We start from the raw sequence: 18803 nt of genomic DNA, 5'->3' as shown, positions 1-18803 counted from the left end.
CACGGGGCATGGACGTGACTCTCGCGCGCCACGCGACGCTCGTCGTCGACCTCGACGGAACGCGCTTCCTCGTCGATCCGATGCTCTCCGAGGCCGGCGAGAACCCGCCGGTCGAGAACACACCACGCCAGCGGCGCAATCCCCTCGTCGACCTCCCGGACGTCGATCTCGGCCACGACGCGGTGCTCGTCACGCACCGCCACCAGGACCACTGGGACGCGTGGACGACGGCCGTCGACCCCGACACGCCGCTCTTTTGCAACCCAGCCGAGACCGAGGCCTTCCGGGCGGACGGGCTCACCGACGTCCGGCCGGTCGAGGACGCACAAGAGTTCGCGGGCGTCTCGATCGAGCGAACGCCCGCGCGCCACGGCCACGGGGAGGTGGCGCGAGCGATGGCCCCCGTCTGCGGGTTCGTTCTCGACGGGTCGGAGTCGCTCTACCTCACGGGCGACACCGTCTGGTACGATCCGGTCGCCGAGGTCCTCGAAGCGCGCGATCTGGACGCGGTCGTCGTGAACGCCGGCGCCGCGCAGTTCGTCGACAGCGAACCCATCACGATGGACGCGGCGGGCGTCCGGCGGGTAGTCGAGCGCGCCGACTGCCCCGTCGTCGCCGTCCACATGGGGGCGATCAACCACTGCCTGCTCGAACGCGACGACCTCCGTGAGGCGGTCCCGGAGGCCGTGATCCCTGACGACGGCGAAACCGTCTCGATCTGAGCACGGGGACGCACGGCGTTTCAGAACGCCTTTGAGCGCGCGCGCCGCAGGCCGTAGCATGTTCCTCGCACTCCGTGCGGAGGTCGAGTCCGCCCTCACCGGGGCGCTCGAGACCCTCGACCTGCCGACGGACGACCTCGGTATCGAAGAACCCCCGGAAGGCGTGGACGCCGTCGTCGCCTCCAGCGTCGCGTTCCGACTCGCGGGCGAGCTGGGCGCGCCCCCGGCGGAAGTCGCCGCTCGGATCGCCGACGCCGTCGACGCCGACGAGTACGAGTACGTCCGTGAAGTCCGCGCGCAGGGCCCCTACGTGAACGTCCTTCCGACGCCGTCATACTACGCGGACACCCTCGACGCCGGGCGCGACGACGACTACGGCGAGCTCCCCGCGACGGGGGAGGACGTCCTCGTCGAACACACCTCCGCGAACCCGACCGGGCCGGTCCACGTCGGGCGGGCGCGAAATCCCATCGTCGGCGACGCCGTCGCGCGCCTCCTCGACTACGCCGGCCACGACGTCACCACCGAGTACTACGTGAACGACGCCGGGCGCCAGATGGCGGTCTTCACGTGGGCCTACGAGACGTTCGACGAGGACGACCTCGACTCGGAACCGGAGCGCGGACGCGTCGAGTACGACCTCGTGCGATACTACCGGAAGGGCAACGCCTACCTCGAAGAGGCCCACCCCGACGCCGTCGAGGCGGCCGAGGACGAGATCCAATCGATCCTCCAAGGGCTCGAAGAGGGCGACGAGGAGACCTACGAGCGCGTCCAGCGCGTCGTCGATCAGGTCCTCGGCGGGATGCGAGAGTGTCTGCTCCGGCTCCCCGCCGAGTTCGACGAGTTCGTAAAGGAGACGTCGTTCATGCGCGACGGCGGTACGAAAGAACTCGCCGAGCGCCTGCAGGAGACCGACGAGGCCGTCATCGAGGACGGCGCGTGGCAGCTCGACCTCTCCGAGTGGGGATACGAGAAGAAGCTCGTCTTCCTCCGTTCGGACGGGACGAGCCTCTACACGACGCGCGACCTCGCCCACCACGAGTGGAAGTTCGACGCGTACGACCGCTCGGTCACCGTCCTCGGCGAGGACCACAAGCTCCAGGCCGGCCAGCTGCAGGCCGCTCTCGAGCTCCTCGGGAACGACACCGACCAGCTGGAGAACGTCATTTACTCCTACGTCAACCTCCCCGAGGGGAAGATGAGCACCCGCCGCGGCACCGGGATCGACCTCGACGACCTGCTCGACGAGGCCATCCAGCGCGCTCGGGAGGAGGTCGAGAAACGCCTCGACGACCGCATCCGGGAGGACGACATCGACGCCGACGACGTCGAGCGGATCGCCGAGCAGGTGGGCGTCGGCGCCGTCCGGTACGACATCGTCTCCAAACAACCCCAGAAGGCCATCACGTTCGAGTGGGACGAGGCGCTCGACTTCGAAGCGCAGAGCGCGCCCTATATCCAGTACGCGCACGCACGTAGTTGCGGGATCCTCGACGACACCGAGACGCCCGACGAGGCGGACGCGAGCCTCCTCGAAGCCGACGCCGAGATCGAACTGCTCCGCGAGACCGCGCGCTTCCCCGGCGTCGTCGACGCCGCCGCCGCGGACTTAGAACCCCACCAGATCGCCACCTTCGCCCGCGAGTACGCCGACGCGTTCAACACCTTCTACCGCGAGTGCCCCGTGCTCGCCGACGACGTCGATCCCGCCGTTCGGAGCGCGCGCCTCGCGCTCGTGGCGAGCGCCCGCAACACGCTCGCCAACGCGCTCGACGTCCTCGGGATCGAGGCACCGCGCTCCATGTAGACCATCTTTTTCCCGCTCGAGTTCGCGCGAGGTGCGAACTGCTCATGGCAAAAACATGGGTGAAAAAGCCCGCGAGCCTCCGGCTCGCGGCGAATCACGCTCACTACCGGGTCCTTCGGACCGCTCGTTCGCGCGAATACTGGCGTTCAGTACGCACACGCACCTAACAGATGTTCGACGCCGACAGCCGTCGAACGGAACGCCAGGGCTAGCGTCCGGCGACCGAGCGTTAACGAGACGACTCCGTCGTCTCGTTCGCCAACCAGAAATCCTCGATTTCTGGTGACGGCTCGAAGTCCGCGCGAACGAAGTAAGTGCGGGCAAGCGGGACCTTTGGTCTCGCCCAGAGCCCGGTCGGTCGCCGGTTCACTCGCGCCGACAGGCGCGAGGCCGAGGTACCCCCAAAGGAGGTGACGATGGCTTTTGGCCGAGCTTTTGCCAGCGTCGGCGAAGCCGACGCGCAGCAAAAGGTCGTTTTACACGCCGGTGGAGTAGCGCAGCAGGCCGGCGATCCCGCCGAAAGCGTTGAGGAGCTGATCACCCTTCTCGAAGTCCGTGCTGATGAACGTCGTCTCGGTACCGCGCTGGTCGGCGATGTTCATCAGGTGATCGATGATGTCCTCGCGCTCGCCGTCTTCCACCGTCACACCGCACTCGGAACAGTCGTGGACGGGGATCTCCTCCGTTCGGCGATCGATGACCTCGCGTTCCTCGTGGCCGTTCTCACACTCGTAGGTGACGACGTCCTGCCGGAGGTCCTCGCTCAGGAGGAGTTCGTCGACGGACCCCATCACGAGGTTGCGACGGGTCGCCTCGAAGCCGTAGGTGGCGAGATCGCCGTCGTGGAGTTCCTTGAAGAACGATTCCATCGCGTTCTTGTCCTCCATGAGCGCCGCCTCGGCGAGCGCGGCCGAGCCCGCGTCGACGAGGTCGTAGAGGCCGGACTCGTCGGTGTACGAGACGTCGAACTTCCCGAGGACCTTGTCCTGAATCTCGTGATGGAGGTAGTCGCCGTCGAGGAACTCGTCCTTCGTCGGGGAGGGGCCGCCGACGAGGACGCCGTCGAGTTCGTGGCGCCGGTCGACGAAGAGGTCGTTCGCCATCTCGGCGACCTCCTGATAGAAGTTGTCGATGGCCTCGAGGCGGAGGCGGGCGAAACGCTGGGCGGACTGCCCCCCTTTGCGCTGCTTACCGGGGACGAGCGAGGAGGCGGACTTCACGGGCTCGACCCGTTTCCCCTTCAGCCACCCGACGTTCGCCTCGCGGCGATCGAGGACGATGAGCCCGTAGAGGCCCTTGTCCGCGAACATGTTCTCGAGGGGCTCCGTCAGAAAGGCGCTGTCGCAGTGGTAGCGGAAGGACTGGACGGGTTCGGGCGGCGATTCGAGGACTTCGGTCACCATGTCCGTCTGGCCGCCCCCGACGTCGATCGACCCCGAGAAGAGCACCATCCCGTTCTCCGGGGGGAACGTATCGTAGTAGCGCAGGCGGTCCTTGATGGATGTCAGGGCGTCCTGCACCGCCGTACGCGTCTGCTTCGACTTGATGTTCGACGCCTCCGAGTGCTCTTGGGTGACGTGGGCGACCACGTCCGAGACCTGCTTGTCCTCGGGGACGTAGATGGAGACGAGTTGCGTCCCGCTCCCGGAGTAGTCCTGGAGCTTCTCGATGACCTTCCGGAACTCGTACTTCCGGCGGTCCTCGGACGCTTGCTCGCCCTGCTGCTCGCTCATTACGCGGTACTAGGGGAACGTATCGGTAAGTACCCTGCGACCCGCGACTTTTTGCCGCGGGCGCGTTCCGCGCACCCGGGAACGCCGTCCGGATCTAGAAGTGCATGCCGTCGGAGTTCGGGCTTCCTTCACCGCGGCCGCCGCGTCCGCCCTCGTTCCGGTCGACGCCCATGTAGCTCTCGGCCTGACCGGTCGTCCAGTCCGAACCGGAGTCGTCGGAGAAACGGACGGTGACGTCGGTGACGGCCTCGAAGTCGGCGGCGAGGTCGGTCTTGATCCGGTGGGCGGTCCGGGGGCTGATACCGCACCCGGAGCACGCGCCCCCGAGTTCGATGACGACTTCGCCGGACTCCCGATCGGCCTTCCGGACGGCGGACTCGCCGCCGTGCATCTGGATGATCGGCATCTGGGCCGCGAGCCACCGCTCGACGCGCCCGTGAAAGCCCTCGCCGTCCGTTTCGCTGGCCTCGCTCATAGTATGAGTTACGTCCGCACGCGTGAAAGCGTTCGGGTTCCGGTGCGCGCGCCGCGTCGTACCCACCCACACCTCGCGTCGTCTGTTCTCGGCGACGGCGAGATGAGTTCGCGCAGTCACGTGCGGCTCAGCGCGGCATCGACGCCGGGAGATCGAGACCCGCGTCGGACGAGGAGACCGTCGTCGCCCCCGATGGCGTCGATTTCGTCGAGCGCAATGAGGACGGTCCCACCGAGCTGGTCGAGCTCGCGCCAGCGCATGTTGTAAAGGTCCTGTGGCGCGTGTCCGGTCGCGGATACCTGATCGTGCGGGCCACGAAGCGCGTTCAACAGCGCGATGAGCGCTTGGTACGACGTCGTCGAGTACTGGCGGTTGACGAGGAGCGTCGTGACCTCCGAGTCGACGCTCGGATCCTCGTCGACTTCGGTTTCGAGGACTTCGAGGAGGTATTTCGTGACGGCGGTCTTCCCGACGCCGGTCTTCCCGTAGATGAAGACGTCGTCCGGGTGTGCACCGTGGCGGGTGGGGTTGAGCGCGCGCGTACGCTTGGATCTCGTCGTCCCGTTCGAGGATCTCGTCGGGTTCGTAATCCTCCTTCAGGACGTCCCGATTCCGGAAGATAGTCTGTGTCGTGAGACACACCAAAAGTCGTTAGTTGTCGGTGGTGGGCGAACAGCACACGGTGGGCGGCGTCGTGACATCTCGACTGAGAGCTTACGACGCCCCGTGTGTGGGTGCCCCGGTCAGCCGTCGAAGAGTAGCGACGACGGCAAACCGCGTCGACGACGGTGGCACGGCCACGACACCGTCGAACAGACGACGGAGGGTGTGTCTCACGCCGCACGGTCCGCATCGGGTGATCCACACCGGACGGACCGCGTCGTCTCGCCCATCTCGTGGGGTTCCGAGACGCGTCGGCCGACCCGTTGGGTATCGCGCACGGGTGACCTCGGGCTTTCGAAGCGCCGAGAACAGGCGACGCGAGGTGTGTGGGGATTAGTGGATCTGCGAGCGATCGCCGGTACCGCCGGTGATTGCGGAGGCGATCGCGCCGTCGAGGACGACGTCGTCACCGAGGTTCGTGAGGCGGAGGTCGGGAACGTTGTTGAACACCGTCTCGTCGAGACGCTCGCGGACGGGTTCGAGGACGAGGCCGGGGTTGTTGAGCGCGACGGCGCCGCCGACGTAGACGACGAGCGGCGCGTACGCCTGCGCGAGGTTCGTGATGCCCAGCGTGTTCCAGTCCGCGATCCGACCGACGACGTCGTTCGCGAAGTCGTCGCTCTCGGCGTGTTCGAAGACGTCCTTCGCGGAGAACGAGTCGGATTCGACCGGCAGCGCGGTGTCGGCGTCGCGTTCCTCGGCGAGTTGTTTCGCGTAGCGCGGGATGTTGTTCCCGGAGCAGTAGGCCTCCCAGTGGCCGTCGCGTCCGCAACCACAGGTGCGGCGTCCGTCGGGGTCGACCGCCATGTGGCCGACCTCGCCGGCGTTGCCGTCCCAGCCGGTGAGGACGTTGCCGTCGACGGCGACGCCCGCGCCGATCCCCGAGGAGATGGTGAGGTAGACCATGTCGTCGGGGTTGCGGTCGCTGTGGAAGCGCTCGCCGATGACGCCGGCGATGGTGTCGTTGTGGAGGTAGACGCGCTCCGAGTCGACGAGCTCGCGGACGGGGCCGACGAGGGGGATACGGCCGATCCCCTCGGGGAGGTTCGCCGGGTTGTCTATCGCGCCGTCGGCGAGGTCGAGCGGGCCGATGCTCCCGATCCCGGCCGCGGCCACCTGCGTCGGATCGACGCCGGCGTTCGCGCACGCGGTCCGGATCGCGGCGAGGACGGCCTCGGTGACGGCGATGCCGGACGGGCCGCGCGGGGTCCCGCGGCGGTCGGTGCCGAGCACGACTGCCTCCTCGTCCGCGACCGCGGCGCGGAGGTTCGTCGCGCCGAGATCGACGCCCACGTAGTACGCCATCTGCCCGGTAGTGGCCGCCCCGGCGACTTAACTGCACAGATTTCACTACGGAGTGACGAGCGGGGCCGACGTATCGCGGAAGGAACGAAGGAAAAACGGAGGGAGGTCGGCGGGCGCGCTCGCCGTTCGGGTCGACGCGACGCCGCTACTCGCCGCGGACGAAGGTGACGGGACAGGGCGCGGAGAGCATGACCTCCTGGGCCGTCGAGCCGAAGACCGCCTTCCCGGTCGGCGAGCGCTTCCGGCCGCCGACGATGACGAGGTCGGCGTCCTCGGTCTCGGCGAGGTCGACGATGCGTTCGCCGTGAGTCCCGATCTCGCCGCGGATGGTGTAGTCGACCTCGGCCTCGTCGAGGGCCGCCGAGAGCTGTCGGATCGTCGCGTGGCGCCGCGAGACCTCGTCCACGGAGACGTCACCGCCGGCCTCGACGCCGAGGTTGTCGAGCGTCGACTCGTACTCCTCCTCGGTGAAGACGTGCGCCAACACGACCTCGGCGTCGGTCGGGACGGCGATGTCGATGAGCGTTTCGGCGAGGGCCTCGGCGCGGTCGGCGTCGCCGGGTCCGACGGCGAGCAGGATCTTCTCGATAGCCATGTCCGTCACAAGCCGCGGGGGGCCCTTAAAATATATACTCGCGGGAGGCGATCGACGGCGTATGTCGGCACTCGACCTGACCGGGCGGACCGCGCTCGTCACGGGGAGCGCGACAGGCGTCGGCCGCGGGATCGCGCTCTCGCTCGCCGAGGCGGGCGCGGCCGTCGCGGTCCACTACCACAGCAGCGAGGCGGAAGCGACGGCGACCGCCGCGGAGGCCCGTGAGCGCGGCGCACCCGACGCGACGGCCGTGCGGGCGGACGTCACCGACCGCGACAGCGTCGACGCGGCCGTCGAGGCGGTCGAGGCCGACCTCGGGACGGTCGACGTCCTCGTGAACAACGTCGGGGACTTCGAGCCGACGCACTGGGCCGAGCAGTCGGTCGACGACTGGCGGCGCGTCCACGAGACGAACCTCGTCGGGACGATGCTCTGCGCGCGCCGCGCGCTCCCCGGGATGTGCGAGCAGGAGTGGGGCCGGATCGTCAACGTCGGCTACGCCTCGGCCGACAGGGGGCTCGTCGCCGCGAAGAACTTCCCGTACTTCGCCGCGAAGGCCGGCGTCTTGATGTTCACGCGGATGCTCGCCGCCGAGACGCAGGACGACGGCGTGACGGTGAACGCCGTCTCGCCCTACGTCGTCGAGACGAGCGACGAGTTCCCGGCGGACGCCCCGCGGGGTCGCTGGGCGACGGTCGACGACATCGCGCACGTCGTCCGCTTTTTCTGCGCGGCGGAGAGCGGGTACGTCTCCGGGGAGAACGTGGAGGTGGACGGCGGCTGGCTCCCCGAGGACGTCTAATCAGCTCCCCTCCAGCGCGTCGAGCACGCACGCGGCGGCGACGACGGCCTCCTTCGGAACGTCGCTCGCGTCGCCGATCGTGACGGTGTACGCATCGCGGAGGGAGAACTGCCCCGAGATGTCGCCGACGTGATTCCCCTCGGGGTCCGCGATCTCGTACTTGTGGGGGATGAGGCCGGCCGCGCCGACGAAGTGGCGCAGGACTTCGAGGAGTTTGTTCTTCGAGGAGATGGTGGCGAGCGCCGCGCCCGTGTCGGGGTCGCGGACGGTCCAGTTCTCGGCGAACCACGACCAGTCCTCGTCGAGGACGACGACCTCCGCCCCGGTGGCGTCGTCGACGATGGCGTAGTTGCCCGCGACGTCGAGGATCCCGCCGGCCTTCACGGTGAAGGCGTCCTCGCCGTCGCCGTTCACGAACGGGAACTGCTCTTTGAGTTTGAACAGCTTCTGCTTGCCGCGGAGGACGACCTCGCCCGCGGAGTCGCGGACCGCGTACTTGTTCCGGACGAGCGACTGGACGACCTCGTAGCGGTCGTCGTCGAGTTCGACGGTAGAGATGTCGTAGTCGTCGGTCACGCCGTCGCGTGCGCGGTCGGCGCTGAAAAAAGACCCGGGTCGATCATCGGACGCCGCGCTGGGGTGGGCCGAGGCGTCGACCGGCGCGAGATGGCCTGATCCGGTCGTTTCTCGTGGGGAGTGATCCGGTTAAGTGCGTTCGGCGCTAGGGTCCTCCCAACGAATGACGGCGAGTCACCACGCGGAACGCGGCGACGAGACGGCGGGTGAGCGCGATGAGTGAGGATTACATCACCGTCCGCGGGGCGGAGGAGCACAACCTGAAGGACCTCGACGTCGAGATCCCGCGCGAGGAGTTCACGGTCGTCACCGGCCTCTCCGGGTCGGGGAAGTCCTCGCTCGCGTTCGAGACGATCTACGCCGAGGGACAACGGCGGTACATCGAGTCCCTCTCCGCGTACGCCCGGAACTTCCTCGGGCAGATGGACAAACCGCAGGTCGAGTCGGTCGAGGGACTCTCGCCCGCGATCAGCATCGACCAGAAGAACGCGGCGAACAACCCCCGATCGACCGTCGGCACGGTGACGGAGCTCCACGACTACCTGCGGCTGCTCTACGCCAGAGTGGGGACGCCGCACTGCCCGGAGTGCGGGCGCGAAGTCGGCGAGCAGTCCGCCCAGCAGATGGTTCGCCGGATCATGGAGCTCCCGGAGGGGACGCGCGCGAAGCTCGCCGCGCCCGTGGTGCGCGACCAGAAGGGCGCCTTCGCAGAGCGCTTCGAGGAACTGCTCTCGGCGGGGTACGCGCGCGTCGAGGTCGACGGCGAGGCGTACGATCTGGCGACGGAGACGCCCGAGCTGGACGAGAACCTCGACCACACGATCGACGTGGTCGTCGACCGCGTGAAAGTGAGCGAGGACGCCCGTTCGCGCGTCACGGACTCCGTCGAGACGGCGCTGTCGGAGGCCGACGGCGTCCTGAAGGTGATCGTCCCCGACCCCGACGAGGGCGTCGAACTCGGGGGCGCGACGGCGCGCGCGACCGGCGACCTCGCCGACAACGGCGACGATGAGCGCCTCGTCGTCGAGTTCTCCGAGGAGTTGGCGTGTACGCACTGCGGGATCGACATCTCGGAGATCGAGACGCGCAGTTTCTCGTTCAACAGCCCGCACGGCGCGTGCCCGGAGTGTGAGGGGATCGGCGAGACGAAGGAGGTCTCCGAGGACCTCGTCGTCCAAGACCCCTCGAAGCCGATCAAGCACGTCTTCGAGCCGTGGAGCTACAACCGCTCGTACTACCGCAACATGCTCGACAACGTCGCCGAGCACTTCGGCGTGAGCGTCGAGACGCCGTTCGAGGAGCTCGACGAGGCGACCCGGCAGGCCTTCGTCTGGGGGACCGACGAGGAGGTCGTCTTCGAGAAGCAGACGAAGAACGGCGTGCGGCGCAAGACCGAGCGGTTCGAGGGCGTGGTGCCGAACCTCGAACGCCGGTACGTCGAGACGGATTCGGACCGCGTGCGCGAGCACATCGAGGACTTCATGAGCGTCACGGCGTGTCCGGCGTGCGACGGCACGCGCCTGAAGCCCTCCTCGCGGGCCGTGCTCGTCGATGGCACGTCGATCACCGAGGTGAACCAGTTGAGCATCGCCGACGCCCTCGCGCACTTCGAGGGCGTGGAGGGGAGCTTCTCGGAGCGCGAGCGGAAGATCGCCGAGGAGATCCTGAAGGAGATCCGCGCGCGCCTCGGCTTCATGACCGAGGTGGGATTGGACTACCTCACGCTCGATCGGGAGGCCTCGACGCTCTCCGGTGGCGAGTCCCAGCGCATCCGCCTCGCGACGCAGATCGGATCGGGGCTCGTGGGCGTGCTCTACGTGCTCGACGAGCCCTCCATCGGCCTCCACCAGCGCGACAACGACCGCCTGCTGAACACCTTAGAGGAGCTGCGCGACCTCGGGAACACCCTGCTCGTCGTCGAGCACGACGAGGAGACGATGCGTCGCGCGGACGAGATCGTCGACATGGGCCCCGGGCCCGGCCGACACGGCGGCGAGGTCGTCGCGCAGGGCACCTACGAGGAGATCCTCGGGAGCGAGGAGTCGATCACCGCGGACTACCTCGCGGGCCGAAAGCGGATCCCGGTCCCGGAGGAGCGCCGCGACTGGGACGAGTCGCTGACGGTTCGCGGCGCGCGCCAGCACAACCTCAAGGACCTCGACGTCGACATTCCGGTGGGCGCGTTCACCGCGATCACGGGCGTCTCGGGCTCCGGGAAGTCGACGCTGATGCACGACGTCCTCTACGAGGGGCTCGCCCGGGCGATGAACGACAACAGCTCGGTGAACCCCGGCGAGCACGACGGCATCGAGGGCACCGAGCACGTCGAGACCGTCCGGCTCATCGATCAGTCGCCCATCGGCCGGACGCCGCGTTCGAACCCGGCGACGTACACGGGCGTCTTCGACTACGTCCGCGAGAAGTTCGCGGAGACGAAGCTCGCCAAGCAGCGCGGCTACGACAAGGGCCGCTTCTCGTTCAACGTGAAGGGCGGGCGCTGCGAGGAGTGCGGCGGGCAGGGCACCGTGAAGATCGAGATGAACTTCCTCTCGGACGTCCACGTCCCCTGCGAGGAGTGCGGCGGCGACCGGTACAACGACGAGACGCTCGACGTGACGTACAAGGGCGCGACGATCGCGGACGTCCTCGGCATGAGCGTCGAGGAGGCCCTCGACTTCTTCGAGGCCGACTCGCGGCTCGCCCGCCGGCTCCAGCTGCTGAGCGACGTCGGCCTCGACTACATGCGCCTCGGCCAGCCCTCGACGACCCTCTCCGGCGGTGAGGCCCAGCGCGTGAAGCTCGCGGAGGAGCTCGGGAAGAAGGCGACGGGCGACACGCTCTACCTCCTCGACGAGCCGACGACGGGGCTCCACTCCGAGGACGAGCGCAAGCTCGTCGACGTCCTCCAGCGGCTGACGGACAGGGGGAACAGCGTGGTCGTCATCGAGCACGAGCTCGACCTCGTGAAGAACGCCGACCACGTGATCGACCTCGGGCCGGAGGGCGGCGAGGCCGGCGGAGAGATCGTCGCCACCGGGACGCCCGAGGAGCTCGCCGAGGTCGAGGCGAGCTACACCGGCCGGTATCTCCGCGATAAGCTCCCGGCCGTCGACATCGACGGACCGCGGAGCGACCGGGAGAAGCCCGATGCACCCGCGCCCGCACAGGACGACTGAAGGGAGCGGGCGCGCCGTCGGACGGCCGGTGACACAGGGGTTACCCGCACGGGCACGCGCCGCCGCTGTCCCCACGTTCATTGTGCGGGCGCGTCTCTCGCCGTGCATGTCCGACCAGCAGAAGGCCGACTACATCGACGACGTTGACGTCGACGACGCGTGGGACGAACACCCGAGCGACGCCGAACTCGAGGAGGCCGTGGAGAACCTCGAGGAGAGCGGCTTCGACGTCGAGGTCGTCGCGGACGCCAAGGCGGCCCTCGACTACGTCGTAGACGCGATCCCGTCGGGCGCGTCCGTCATGAACGGCCACTCGACGACGCTGGAGGAGATCGGCTTCATGTCGCACCTGAACGAGGGGGACCACGAGTGGGAGAACCGCTACGGCGAGGTCTTCTCGATCGACGACGACGAGGCGCGCGCGGCGGCGCGCCGCGAGGCCCAGGCCTCCGATTACTTCCTCGGGAGCGCGAACGCCATCGGGCGCGACGGCACGCTCGTCGCCGCGGACCTCTCCGGGAGCCGGATGGGCGCGTACCCGTTCGCCGCGAAGCACCTGCTCGTCGTCGCCGGCGTCAACAAGGTCGTCGCGGACGAGGACGCGGCCCGCGAGCGCCTCCACGAGTACGCCTACGCCTTCGAGAACGAGCGCGCGCAGGAGGCCTACGGCGTCGAGAGCTACCCGTCGAAGGAGCTCGTCTACCGACAGGAGGGGACGGAGGGACGCACGACGGTCGTCCTCGTCGAGGAGACGCTGGGTTACTGAGCGACGCGGCGACGGCCGTCTCGGCTACGTGAGCGGTTCGCCGCAGGCCGGACAGGAGCCGCCATCGCCCTGTTCGTCGAGGTCGGTTCGACTGCCGGTCCACCCGCAGACGGCGCACTGCTCGTAGCGCGGCACGTCCGAACGGTGGAGCGCGACGGTGCAAAAAGGTCGTGGCGGGAACGAGTGACCGGGAAGCCTATACCCGGCTGTGCGATAGGGCGGGTATGTACGACTTCGCGGTCGTCGGCGTCGGGCCGCCGGGCGCGCGCTTCGCCCGCCGAGCGGCGGAGCGCGGCCACGACGTCGTCGCGTTCGAGCGCGGCGAGATCGGCCGGCCGCTCGCGTGTTCCGGCCACGTCTCGCTCGACGTCTGGGCGTACGTCCCGGAGGAGGCCCGCGAGCGCCTCCACGAGAACGACGTCTACGGCGCGCGCTTCCACACGGGCGGTTCCGACAGCGGCGCCCACGAGTTCTACTACACGGACCGGCCGGTGTCGAACGCGATCGATCGCGTCGAGCTCGACAAGACGCTCGCCCGGGCGGCCGCGGACGCCGGCGCGGACGTCCGCGACGGACACACCGTCACCGGGGTCCGCGAGACCAGCGACGGCGTCGAACTCGACGTGCGGAGCGCGGACGGCGACGAGACGATCGCGGCGCGGATGGTCGCGGGATGCGACGGGCCGCGCTCGCGCGTCCGCGATCAGTTGGCCCTCCCGGAGCCCGAGGAGTTCCTCCACGGCGTCCTCGCCTTCGACCCCGAGCCCGACCACGACGACTACGTGGACGTCCACCTCACGGTCCCGGGCTTTTTCGCGTGGCGCATCCCCCGGGGCGAGGCGGGCGTCGAGTACGGCCTCGCGGCCACGCCGACGGAGTCAGGCGATGTCGCGACGCGCTTCGACGAGTTCGTCGCCGACTACGGCGTCGCCGGCCGGATCGAACGCCGCTGCTCGGGGCTCATCCCGATCGGACCCCCAGAGACGGTGACGGCGACGCGCGGATTCCTCCTCGGCGACGCCGCCGGGATGACGAAGCCGTTCACCGGGGGCGGGATCCTCTACGGGATGACCGCGGCCGACATCGCCGCCGAGGCGATCGATCCCGACGATCCGGGGACGCTCGCCGCCTTCGAGGACGCGTGGCGCGACGAGCTCGGACGCGACATCGCGCTCGGCAAGCTCGTGCGGAAGGGGTACGACGCCCCGGAGATCGTCCAGACGGTCGGAATGCGACTCTTCTCGGGCGAGATCGGCGTCCACATGGACCGACCGAGCACGCTCTTCTCGCGCGAGCAGCTGGGCGCGCTCTTCCGTCGCTGACGGAGGTCGACGGCGAGGCGAGGCGGCTCGGGTCGCTACTCGTATCTGGGAGCGCGCGCGGAGCGATCGCTCCCGACGAGGAAGGGGAGGTCGACGACGTCGGCGTCGCGCTCGCCGTCGTCGGTGGCGATCGTCGCGGTCTCGGCGTCGCTGTCGTACGGGACGAGTGCGAGGGCGATCGGTGCGTCGAGCGCGTCGCTCCACGCGGCGCGCGTCGCCTCGCCGACGGTCCGCCCGTCGACGCGGACGTCGAGCGGGTCGGCGACGGCGGGAACGTCGTCGGCGTCGCCGTCGAAGCGGAGGCCGACGAGGCGCTTGGAGGGACGGCCGCGGTTCTCCACCTTGGAGACGATCTCCTGACCGACGTAACACCCCTTCTCGAAGTCGAGGGCGTTTCGCAATCCGAGGACGTTCGGGACGCGACCGGCCATGTCGTGCGGGTAGAGCGGCGTCCCGGCCTCGAGCGTGAGCGCTTCCCAGACCCGCGTCCCGAACGGCGGGGCGTTCAGCCCGCGGGTGATGAGGGTCTCGAGGACGTCGCTCGCGCCGTCGGCGTCGACGACGATCTCGTACCCCTCCTCGCCGACCGCGGCGTCCGTCCGGATGACGGTGACGCCGTGCTCGTAGATCTCGCCGCGGGTGAAGGAGAGCCGAGCGTCGGGTGCGCCCGCGCCGTGGAGGACGGACGCGACCTTCTCGGTGGCCTCGGGACCGTGGACGCCGAAGACGGCGAAGTCGTCGGTCGCCTCCGCGATCTCGATGTCCGCGAGGAAGATGCTGTCGCGCCACTCCGCGACGACCGCGTCGGCGGTTTCGAGCGGGAGGAAGCAGAGGAGGCGATCGCCGGCCGCGTAGACGTACATGTCGGTCCGGATCCCGCCCTCCGGTTCGAGGAGGAGCGCGTAGACCCCCTGGCCGTCCGTCTCGGGGACGGCGTTCGTAACGACGTTGTCGACGAAGTCGTGGCGGTCCTCGCCCGTGACGACGAGGACGCCGTACGCGTGTTCGGTGACGCCGACGGCGTTTCGGACGGCGCGCTGGGTACGCGCGGGTCGGCCGAAGTGCCGCGGAAGCGCGCGCTCGCCGCGTTCCTCGAAGACGGCGCCGTAGTCCTCGTGGAGGTCCCTGACGACGGTCATACCCGTGCTCGGTGTGGCGTGCGGTTAAAGCGTCCGCTCCCGGGCTTAGAGCCCGACGCGTTCGCGGAGCCACGCGACGAAGGACTGCTCGTCTTCGTCGCCGGCGGTCGCGGGGTCGGGGACGACGCGGTCCGCGGGCTTGATGAGCGTGCGGTCCTCGCGCGATTCGGCGTCGATGAGCCCGTCGCGCTTCAGGTCCGCGAGGGCCTCCTCTAGCCCATCGATGTCGGTGTCGACGCGCGAGCGGAGCTCGAAGACCGTCATCCCTTCCTCGCGCCGGTCGACCAGCGCGTCCAACACCGCGACCTCGGTGTCGTCCCGCGAGCGGAACTCGCGCTTCGCCTGCATGCGCGAGCGTACGGACCGCTGGCGTATAGCGATGTCCCCGAGCGGTACGCTTTTCCCGGTGGGTGGGGTATCACGCGTCCAATGGGTCTAACGTGCTCCCTGCTCGGACACGAGTACGGCGAGCCCGAGACGGAACGCGAGCGGGAGGAGCGCGGCGACGAAGTCGTCGAGTACGTCCGCACGGTCGAATACTGCGATCGCTGCGGGCGCGAGCGCGTCGTGAGCGAGAGCACCGAAGTCCGCTCGGTCCGTCAAGCGCCCCCGTCCGTCGCCGACGACGGCGGGATAGACGAGGGCGAAGACGAAGACGAGGGCGAGGGGCTCGCCGCCGCGTTCGAGCGCGTCGAGAGCGAGGGGGCGGCGAGCGGCGAGCCCGCGCAGGTGTCGGAGCCCGCGGAGTTCGTCGACGCCGCGGCGAGCGCGGTCGCGGGGACGTCGACGGCGGCCGACGAAGGCGAGAGCACAGGGAGCGGCGCGGACGATCCCGTGATGGCCGACGCCGGGAACGTCCCGGCGGACGACGACGCCGAGTTCATCACCGACGAACCGACGGAGGCGACGACACCCACCGGGGCGGCGGCCGAGGACGAGACGACCGTAGCGGGAGCGTCCGAAACGGCGGAGACCGACGCGACGGAGGACGCCGCGGCGTGGCCGACCACGGACGACGACGGGCGCGCTGGCGACGGTGACGACGCCGCCGCTCCGGGCGAGGAGGCGCCGACCGACGATGCGGTGATCCTCACCGACGACGACGAACGGGAGCACGAGCGCGAGCGCGGCGCGTGGCCGTCAAGCGACGACACGCGAGAGACCGAGCGAGGCGCGGAGGCGAGAGCGCCGGCGGACGACGGGAGCGACGATTCGGAGCGGGCGCCTCGCACCGGTACCGGCATCGCGAGTGCCGGCCTGATCGAGGGCTCCTCCGAACGCGAGGGTCGCGGGGAGCTCGTCTGTCCGGAGTGCGGGAAGCGCACGGGTGCGACCGGGTCGTCGCTCCGTGCCGGCGACATCTGTCCCGACTGTCACCGCGGCTACCTCGCGGAGTCACCCGAGAGCGCGTGACGCGAAGGGGTTATACGAGTTCACCCATTTCCGTGGCGTATGAAGGAGTACAAGATGCGTCGCGGGGAGTACCTCGAAGAGCGGATCCCGGACATGGAGGCCACGGTCGAGGAGTACTTCGGCGCGATCTCGGGGACCGAGGAGTACAAGGGGAGCGACCTCTACGTCGTCGAGGACCCCGACAACCCGGTCTTCGAGCGCATCGTCGCCGGCGGGGTCTCCTACTCCGGCAAGAAGGACAAACTCGCCGTCGAGTTCGAGGAGCGCCCCGCGGCCGAGGTCATCGCCGACGGCCACGCCGACGCCGCCGAGGACGCCGTCTCCGCGAAGAACGACTTCCTCCTCGAAGCCACGGGACGGGACGCGAAGTCGCGTCGAGAATCGCTCAAGCGGCAGGTCGAGGACAAAGACGAGACCCCGGACGGGGTCTCGTAACCGCCGGACGTCGCCGGAAAGGATCGAACACGACGGGGGACGTCTCGGAAGAACGTACTCCACGCGCGCTTTTCGCGGGTCGATCGGGGCCGAGAGCGATCGCCGTCGACACGACGCGGGCCGACGGTGAGGAGGTTCGCGTTCTCCTCCGGCGGACGCCGTGCGGTGCGGGCGGACCGCCGGTCAGCGGTTGAGCTTCTGCCGGCTGATGGCGATGCCCGAGGGCGTGAGGATGAGTTGATCGTCGCCCTTCTGGATGATGTCGCCGTCGACCTCGCGGGCGACCTGGCGGAGTTCCTCGGTGAAGTGCTCGGTCATCGAGTCCTCGGTGCGGAGTCGCGTGATGTCCGCGACGACGATGTCGCCGTCGTAGACCGCGTCCTTGATGGCGATGACGTCCTCTTGATTGTCGATCTCCGCGATGTGGACGGTCGTGCGGGCGTCCCCGGCGCTGGTGTCGACGTCACCGAGGTCGAGCTCAACGTAGTCCTCGGTGCTACTACCGGAGCCGCCGAGGATCTTCTCCATGAATCCCATGGGGAAATAGAGCCACCGGCGTCCGCATAGTTCTTGCGTCCACGGACGCGTTGCCCCGACGTTTAGGGGGGTTGGGCGCTTCGGGCGTGACGATGACGTTCAGTATCTGCGTCCACGAGACCGACGCGGACGCGGCGGGCGAGCCCGCGGACCGCTTCGGCGTGGCGGTGACGACGCGACTCCCGGCGGTCGGCTCGCTCTGTCCCCACGTCTCCGAACACGGCGCGATCGCGACGCAGTCCATGGTCAACGAACGCCTCGGCGAGGTCGGCCTCGATCACGTCGCGGACGGCGTCGCGGTCGACGACGCGCTGGAGGCGCTGTTGAACGCGGACGACGGGAGAGCGGAGCGACAGGTCCACGGGGTCGACGCCGAGGGGACGTTCGCGTTCTCCGGGCCGGAGTGTCACGGCTGGTACGGCGCGCGCGAGGGCGAGAACTACACGGTCGCCGGGAACCTGCTCACGGGCGCGTCGGTGGTCGAGGCCGTCGCGGACGCCTACGAGTCGAGCGACCGCGAGGAAGCGCTCGCGCCGCGGCTGATCGACGCGCTCGCGGCCGGACAGGCCGAGGGCGGCGACAAGCGGGAGTTGTTGACGGTCCAGTCGGCGGCGGTGGAAGTCGTGACCACGGGGGGCGAAGAGGCCGGCGGGTACGGGAACGACCTCCGGGTCGACGCGAGCGACTCGCCGGTTCGCGACCTCCGCGAGACGTATCGGAGCGCGACGGTGGAGTTCGCGCGGGCGGCCGAGGCGTACGAACGCGATCGCTGAGAGTGGGCGTGGTCGCGCTCGTCGACGACACTGCGAGCCGGCGGGTAGCGGTAGCGGTGGTGGAGCGGACGATCGGGGGATCAGGCGACGAACTCGAACAGTTCGTCGCCGACGTGGTGCAGCGAGTCGACGACCTTCCCGGAGTCGCCCGCCATCTCCGCGCCGTCGACGAGCGCGCGCCCGATGGCGAGCGCCTTCCCGTGGGTCTCCTCGACGATCACGACGAGGTCGCCCGCGTCGATGGAGTCGTCGGCCTCGGTGATCCCCGGGCGCATCACGTCCGCGCCGTCGCTGACGAACGAGATCGCGCCGGCGTCGACGGTGACGACGCCGCGCTCTGGCGGGTGCTCGTTCGCACCCTTGACCGTGAGAAACGGGTCGTCGTCGAAGTACGCGGCGAGCGGATCGCCGTCGACGAGGACGACGTCCCGATCGGCGTCCTTGAACTCGACGAGTTCGTAGCTGTCGGCGTCGAGCGTGACGCCGAGCAGGTCCTCGAGGGCGTCGTTCAGCTCGCTGACGTCGTCGCTTCGGAGGTGGTGGCGGGACGAGACTTCCATG

The 18803-nt window shown here is 69.1% G+C and carries 19 protein-coding genes; 9 read left to right on the top strand and 10 right to left on the bottom strand.

Translation table 11 applies throughout. The features are described from left to right. The first annotated feature begins 8 nt into the window (after positions 1-8). Together J2754_RS07425 and argS are read left to right on the top strand one after the other, a co-directional pair. A complete protein-coding gene (locus J2754_RS07425; RefSeq protein WP_211087062.1) occupies positions 9-722 on the top strand; it encodes an MBL fold metallo-hydrolase in 714 nt (237 codons plus the stop codon). Positions 723-780: 58 nt separating this feature from the next. Continuing rightward, positions 781-2532, top strand: a complete 1752-nt coding sequence (argS, locus tag J2754_RS07420; RefSeq protein WP_211087061.1) for an arginine--tRNA ligase — start codon at positions 781-783, stop codon at positions 2530-2532. Positions 2533-3008: 476 nt separating this feature from the next. On the opposite strand, the gene prf1 is transcribed toward argS, so the two are convergent. From prf1 to J2754_RS07395, 5 genes are all read right to left on the bottom strand, one after another. Next, complete coding sequence (gene prf1, locus J2754_RS07415) at positions 3009-4265, bottom strand: peptide chain release factor aRF-1 (protein WP_211087060.1); 1257 nt, start codon at positions 4263-4265, stop codon at positions 3009-3011. Positions 4266-4359: 94 nt separating this feature from the next. Next, a complete protein-coding gene (locus tag J2754_RS07410; protein WP_188876535.1) occupies positions 4360-4740 on the bottom strand; it encodes a NifU family protein in 381 nt (126 codons plus the stop codon). Positions 4741-4856: 116 nt separating this feature from the next. Beyond that, a complete protein-coding gene (locus J2754_RS07405; protein WP_229772763.1) occupies positions 4857-5231 on the bottom strand; it encodes an AAA family ATPase in 375 nt (124 codons plus the stop codon). Between the two features lie 505 nt (positions 5232-5736). Then, positions 5737-6708 carry an ROK family protein gene (locus J2754_RS07400; protein WP_188876533.1) on the bottom strand — a complete coding sequence of 324 codons (972 nt, stop codon included), beginning with the start codon at positions 6706-6708 and terminating at the stop codon, positions 5737-5739. 145 nt (positions 6709-6853) lie between these two features. Next, complete coding sequence (locus J2754_RS07395) at positions 6854-7303, bottom strand: universal stress protein (protein ID WP_188876531.1); 450 nt, start codon at positions 7301-7303, stop codon at positions 6854-6856. 61 nt (positions 7304-7364) lie between these two features. Between J2754_RS07395 and J2754_RS07390 the strand changes: the two genes are divergently transcribed. After that, positions 7365-8105, top strand: coding sequence for an SDR family NAD(P)-dependent oxidoreductase (locus J2754_RS07390; protein WP_211087059.1), 741 nt, complete (start codon positions 7365-7367; stop codon positions 8103-8105). Here J2754_RS07390 and J2754_RS07385 read toward each other — a convergent pair whose 3' ends face one another. Next, positions 8106-8681, bottom strand: a complete 576-nt coding sequence (locus J2754_RS07385) for an LURP-one-related family protein (protein ID WP_188876527.1) — start codon at positions 8679-8681, stop codon at positions 8106-8108. A 215-nt stretch (positions 8682-8896) separates the two neighbouring features. Here J2754_RS07385 and uvrA point away from each other — a divergent pair, with 215 nt between their 5' ends. The 3 genes from uvrA to J2754_RS07370 all read left to right on the top strand — a co-directional run bounded on the left by uvrA (position 8897) and on the right by J2754_RS07370 (position 13945). Next, positions 8897-11857, top strand: a complete 2961-nt coding sequence (gene uvrA, locus J2754_RS07380) for an excinuclease ABC subunit UvrA (protein WP_211087058.1) — start codon at positions 8897-8899, stop codon at positions 11855-11857. A 106-nt stretch (positions 11858-11963) separates the two neighbouring features. Further along, the gene (locus J2754_RS07375; protein WP_211087057.1) at positions 11964-12623 is read left to right on the top strand and encodes a lactate utilization protein; all 660 of its coding nucleotides are present in this window, start codon (positions 11964-11966) and stop codon (positions 12621-12623) included. A gap of 224 nt (positions 12624-12847) precedes the next feature. Further along, positions 12848-13945: a geranylgeranyl reductase family protein gene (locus J2754_RS07370; RefSeq protein WP_211087056.1), complete on the top strand. Its 1098-nt coding sequence runs from the start codon at positions 12848-12850 to the stop codon at positions 13943-13945. Positions 13946-13980: 35 nt separating this feature from the next. Here J2754_RS07370 and ygfZ read toward each other — a convergent pair whose 3' ends face one another. Both ygfZ and J2754_RS07360 read right to left on the bottom strand, forming a co-directional pair. Then, positions 13981-15084: a CAF17-like 4Fe-4S cluster assembly/insertion protein YgfZ gene (gene ygfZ, locus J2754_RS07365; RefSeq protein WP_188876518.1), complete on the bottom strand. Its 1104-nt coding sequence runs from the start codon at positions 15082-15084 to the stop codon at positions 13981-13983. A 45-nt stretch (positions 15085-15129) separates the two neighbouring features. Next, the gene (locus J2754_RS07360) at positions 15130-15432 is read right to left on the bottom strand and encodes a DUF6432 family protein (RefSeq protein ID WP_188876516.1); all 303 of its coding nucleotides are present in this window, start codon (positions 15430-15432) and stop codon (positions 15130-15132) included. Between the two features lie 81 nt (positions 15433-15513). Here J2754_RS07360 and J2754_RS07355 point away from each other — a divergent pair, with 81 nt between their 5' ends. Next, positions 15514-16497 (top strand): DUF7093 family protein, encoded by a 984-nt coding sequence (locus tag J2754_RS07355; RefSeq protein ID WP_211087055.1) that lies wholly within the window; start codon positions 15514-15516, stop codon positions 16495-16497. Between the two features lie 39 nt (positions 16498-16536). Further along, positions 16537-16932: a DUF5611 family protein gene (locus J2754_RS07350; protein ID WP_188876512.1), complete on the top strand. Its 396-nt coding sequence runs from the start codon at positions 16537-16539 to the stop codon at positions 16930-16932. A gap of 183 nt (positions 16933-17115) precedes the next feature. On the opposite strand, the gene J2754_RS07345 is transcribed toward J2754_RS07350, so the two are convergent. Continuing rightward, complete coding sequence (locus J2754_RS07345) at positions 17116-17469, bottom strand: cell division protein SepF (RefSeq protein ID WP_188876510.1); 354 nt, start codon at positions 17467-17469, stop codon at positions 17116-17118. 92 nt (positions 17470-17561) lie between these two features. Here J2754_RS07345 and J2754_RS07340 point away from each other — a divergent pair, with 92 nt between their 5' ends. Beyond that, a complete protein-coding gene (locus J2754_RS07340) occupies positions 17562-18242 on the top strand; it encodes a DUF1028 domain-containing protein (protein WP_188876509.1) in 681 nt (226 codons plus the stop codon). Positions 18243-18322: 80 nt separating this feature from the next. Here the strand turns inward: J2754_RS07340 and J2754_RS07335 are convergent, their stop codons facing one another. Next, a complete protein-coding gene (locus J2754_RS07335) occupies positions 18323-18802 on the bottom strand; it encodes an RNA-binding protein (protein ID WP_188876507.1) in 480 nt (159 codons plus the stop codon). Position 18803: the final 1 nt, after the last annotated feature.

It is taken from the genome of Halarchaeum nitratireducens (assembly GCF_017874695.1).
GTDB classification, from domain to species: domain Archaea; phylum Halobacteriota; class Halobacteria; order Halobacteriales; family Halobacteriaceae; genus Halarchaeum; species Halarchaeum nitratireducens.
This window is presented reverse-complemented; position numbering and strand designations above follow the sequence as displayed.

Coding starts and splice junctions, on each gene's coding strand:
- J2754_RS07340 (WP_188876509.1), top strand. CDS start 17,562: ATGACGTTCAGTATCTGCGTCCACGAGACCGACGCGGACGCGGCGGGC.
- uvrA (WP_211087058.1), top strand. CDS start 8,897: ATGAGTGAGGATTACATCACCGTCCGCGGGGCGGAGGAGCACAACCTG.
- J2754_RS07360 (WP_188876516.1), bottom strand. CDS start 15,432: ATGCAGGCGAAGCGCGAGTTCCGCTCGCGGGACGACACCGAGGTCGCG.
- J2754_RS07375 (WP_211087057.1), top strand. CDS start 11,964: ATGTCCGACCAGCAGAAGGCCGACTACATCGACGACGTTGACGTCGAC.
- argS (WP_211087061.1), top strand. CDS start 781: ATGTTCCTCGCACTCCGTGCGGAGGTCGAGTCCGCCCTCACCGGGGCG.
- J2754_RS07350 (WP_188876512.1), top strand. CDS start 16,537: ATGAAGGAGTACAAGATGCGTCGCGGGGAGTACCTCGAAGAGCGGATC.
- J2754_RS07395 (WP_188876531.1), bottom strand. CDS start 7,303: ATGGCTATCGAGAAGATCCTGCTCGCCGTCGGACCCGGCGACGCCGAC.
- ygfZ (WP_188876518.1), bottom strand. CDS start 15,084: ATGACCGTCGTCAGGGACCTCCACGAGGACTACGGCGCCGTCTTCGAG.
- J2754_RS07400 (WP_188876533.1), bottom strand. CDS start 6,708: ATGGCGTACTACGTGGGCGTCGATCTCGGCGCGACGAACCTCCGCGCC.
- J2754_RS07335 (WP_188876507.1), bottom strand. CDS start 18,802: ATGGAAGTCTCGTCCCGCCACCACCTCCGAAGCGACGACGTCAGCGAG.
- J2754_RS07410 (WP_188876535.1), bottom strand. CDS start 4,740: ATGAGCGAGGCCAGCGAAACGGACGGCGAGGGCTTTCACGGGCGCGTC.
- J2754_RS07425 (WP_211087062.1), top strand. CDS start 9: ATGGACGTGACTCTCGCGCGCCACGCGACGCTCGTCGTCGACCTCGAC.
- J2754_RS07370 (WP_211087056.1), top strand. CDS start 12,848: ATGTACGACTTCGCGGTCGTCGGCGTCGGGCCGCCGGGCGCGCGCTTC.
- J2754_RS07345 (WP_188876510.1), bottom strand. CDS start 17,469: ATGGGATTCATGGAGAAGATCCTCGGCGGCTCCGGTAGTAGCACCGAG.
- J2754_RS07355 (WP_211087055.1), top strand. CDS start 15,514: ATGGGTCTAACGTGCTCCCTGCTCGGACACGAGTACGGCGAGCCCGAG.
- prf1 (WP_211087060.1), bottom strand. CDS start 4,265: ATGAGCGAGCAGCAGGGCGAGCAAGCGTCCGAGGACCGCCGGAAGTAC.
- J2754_RS07390 (WP_211087059.1), top strand. CDS start 7,365: ATGTCGGCACTCGACCTGACCGGGCGGACCGCGCTCGTCACGGGGAGC.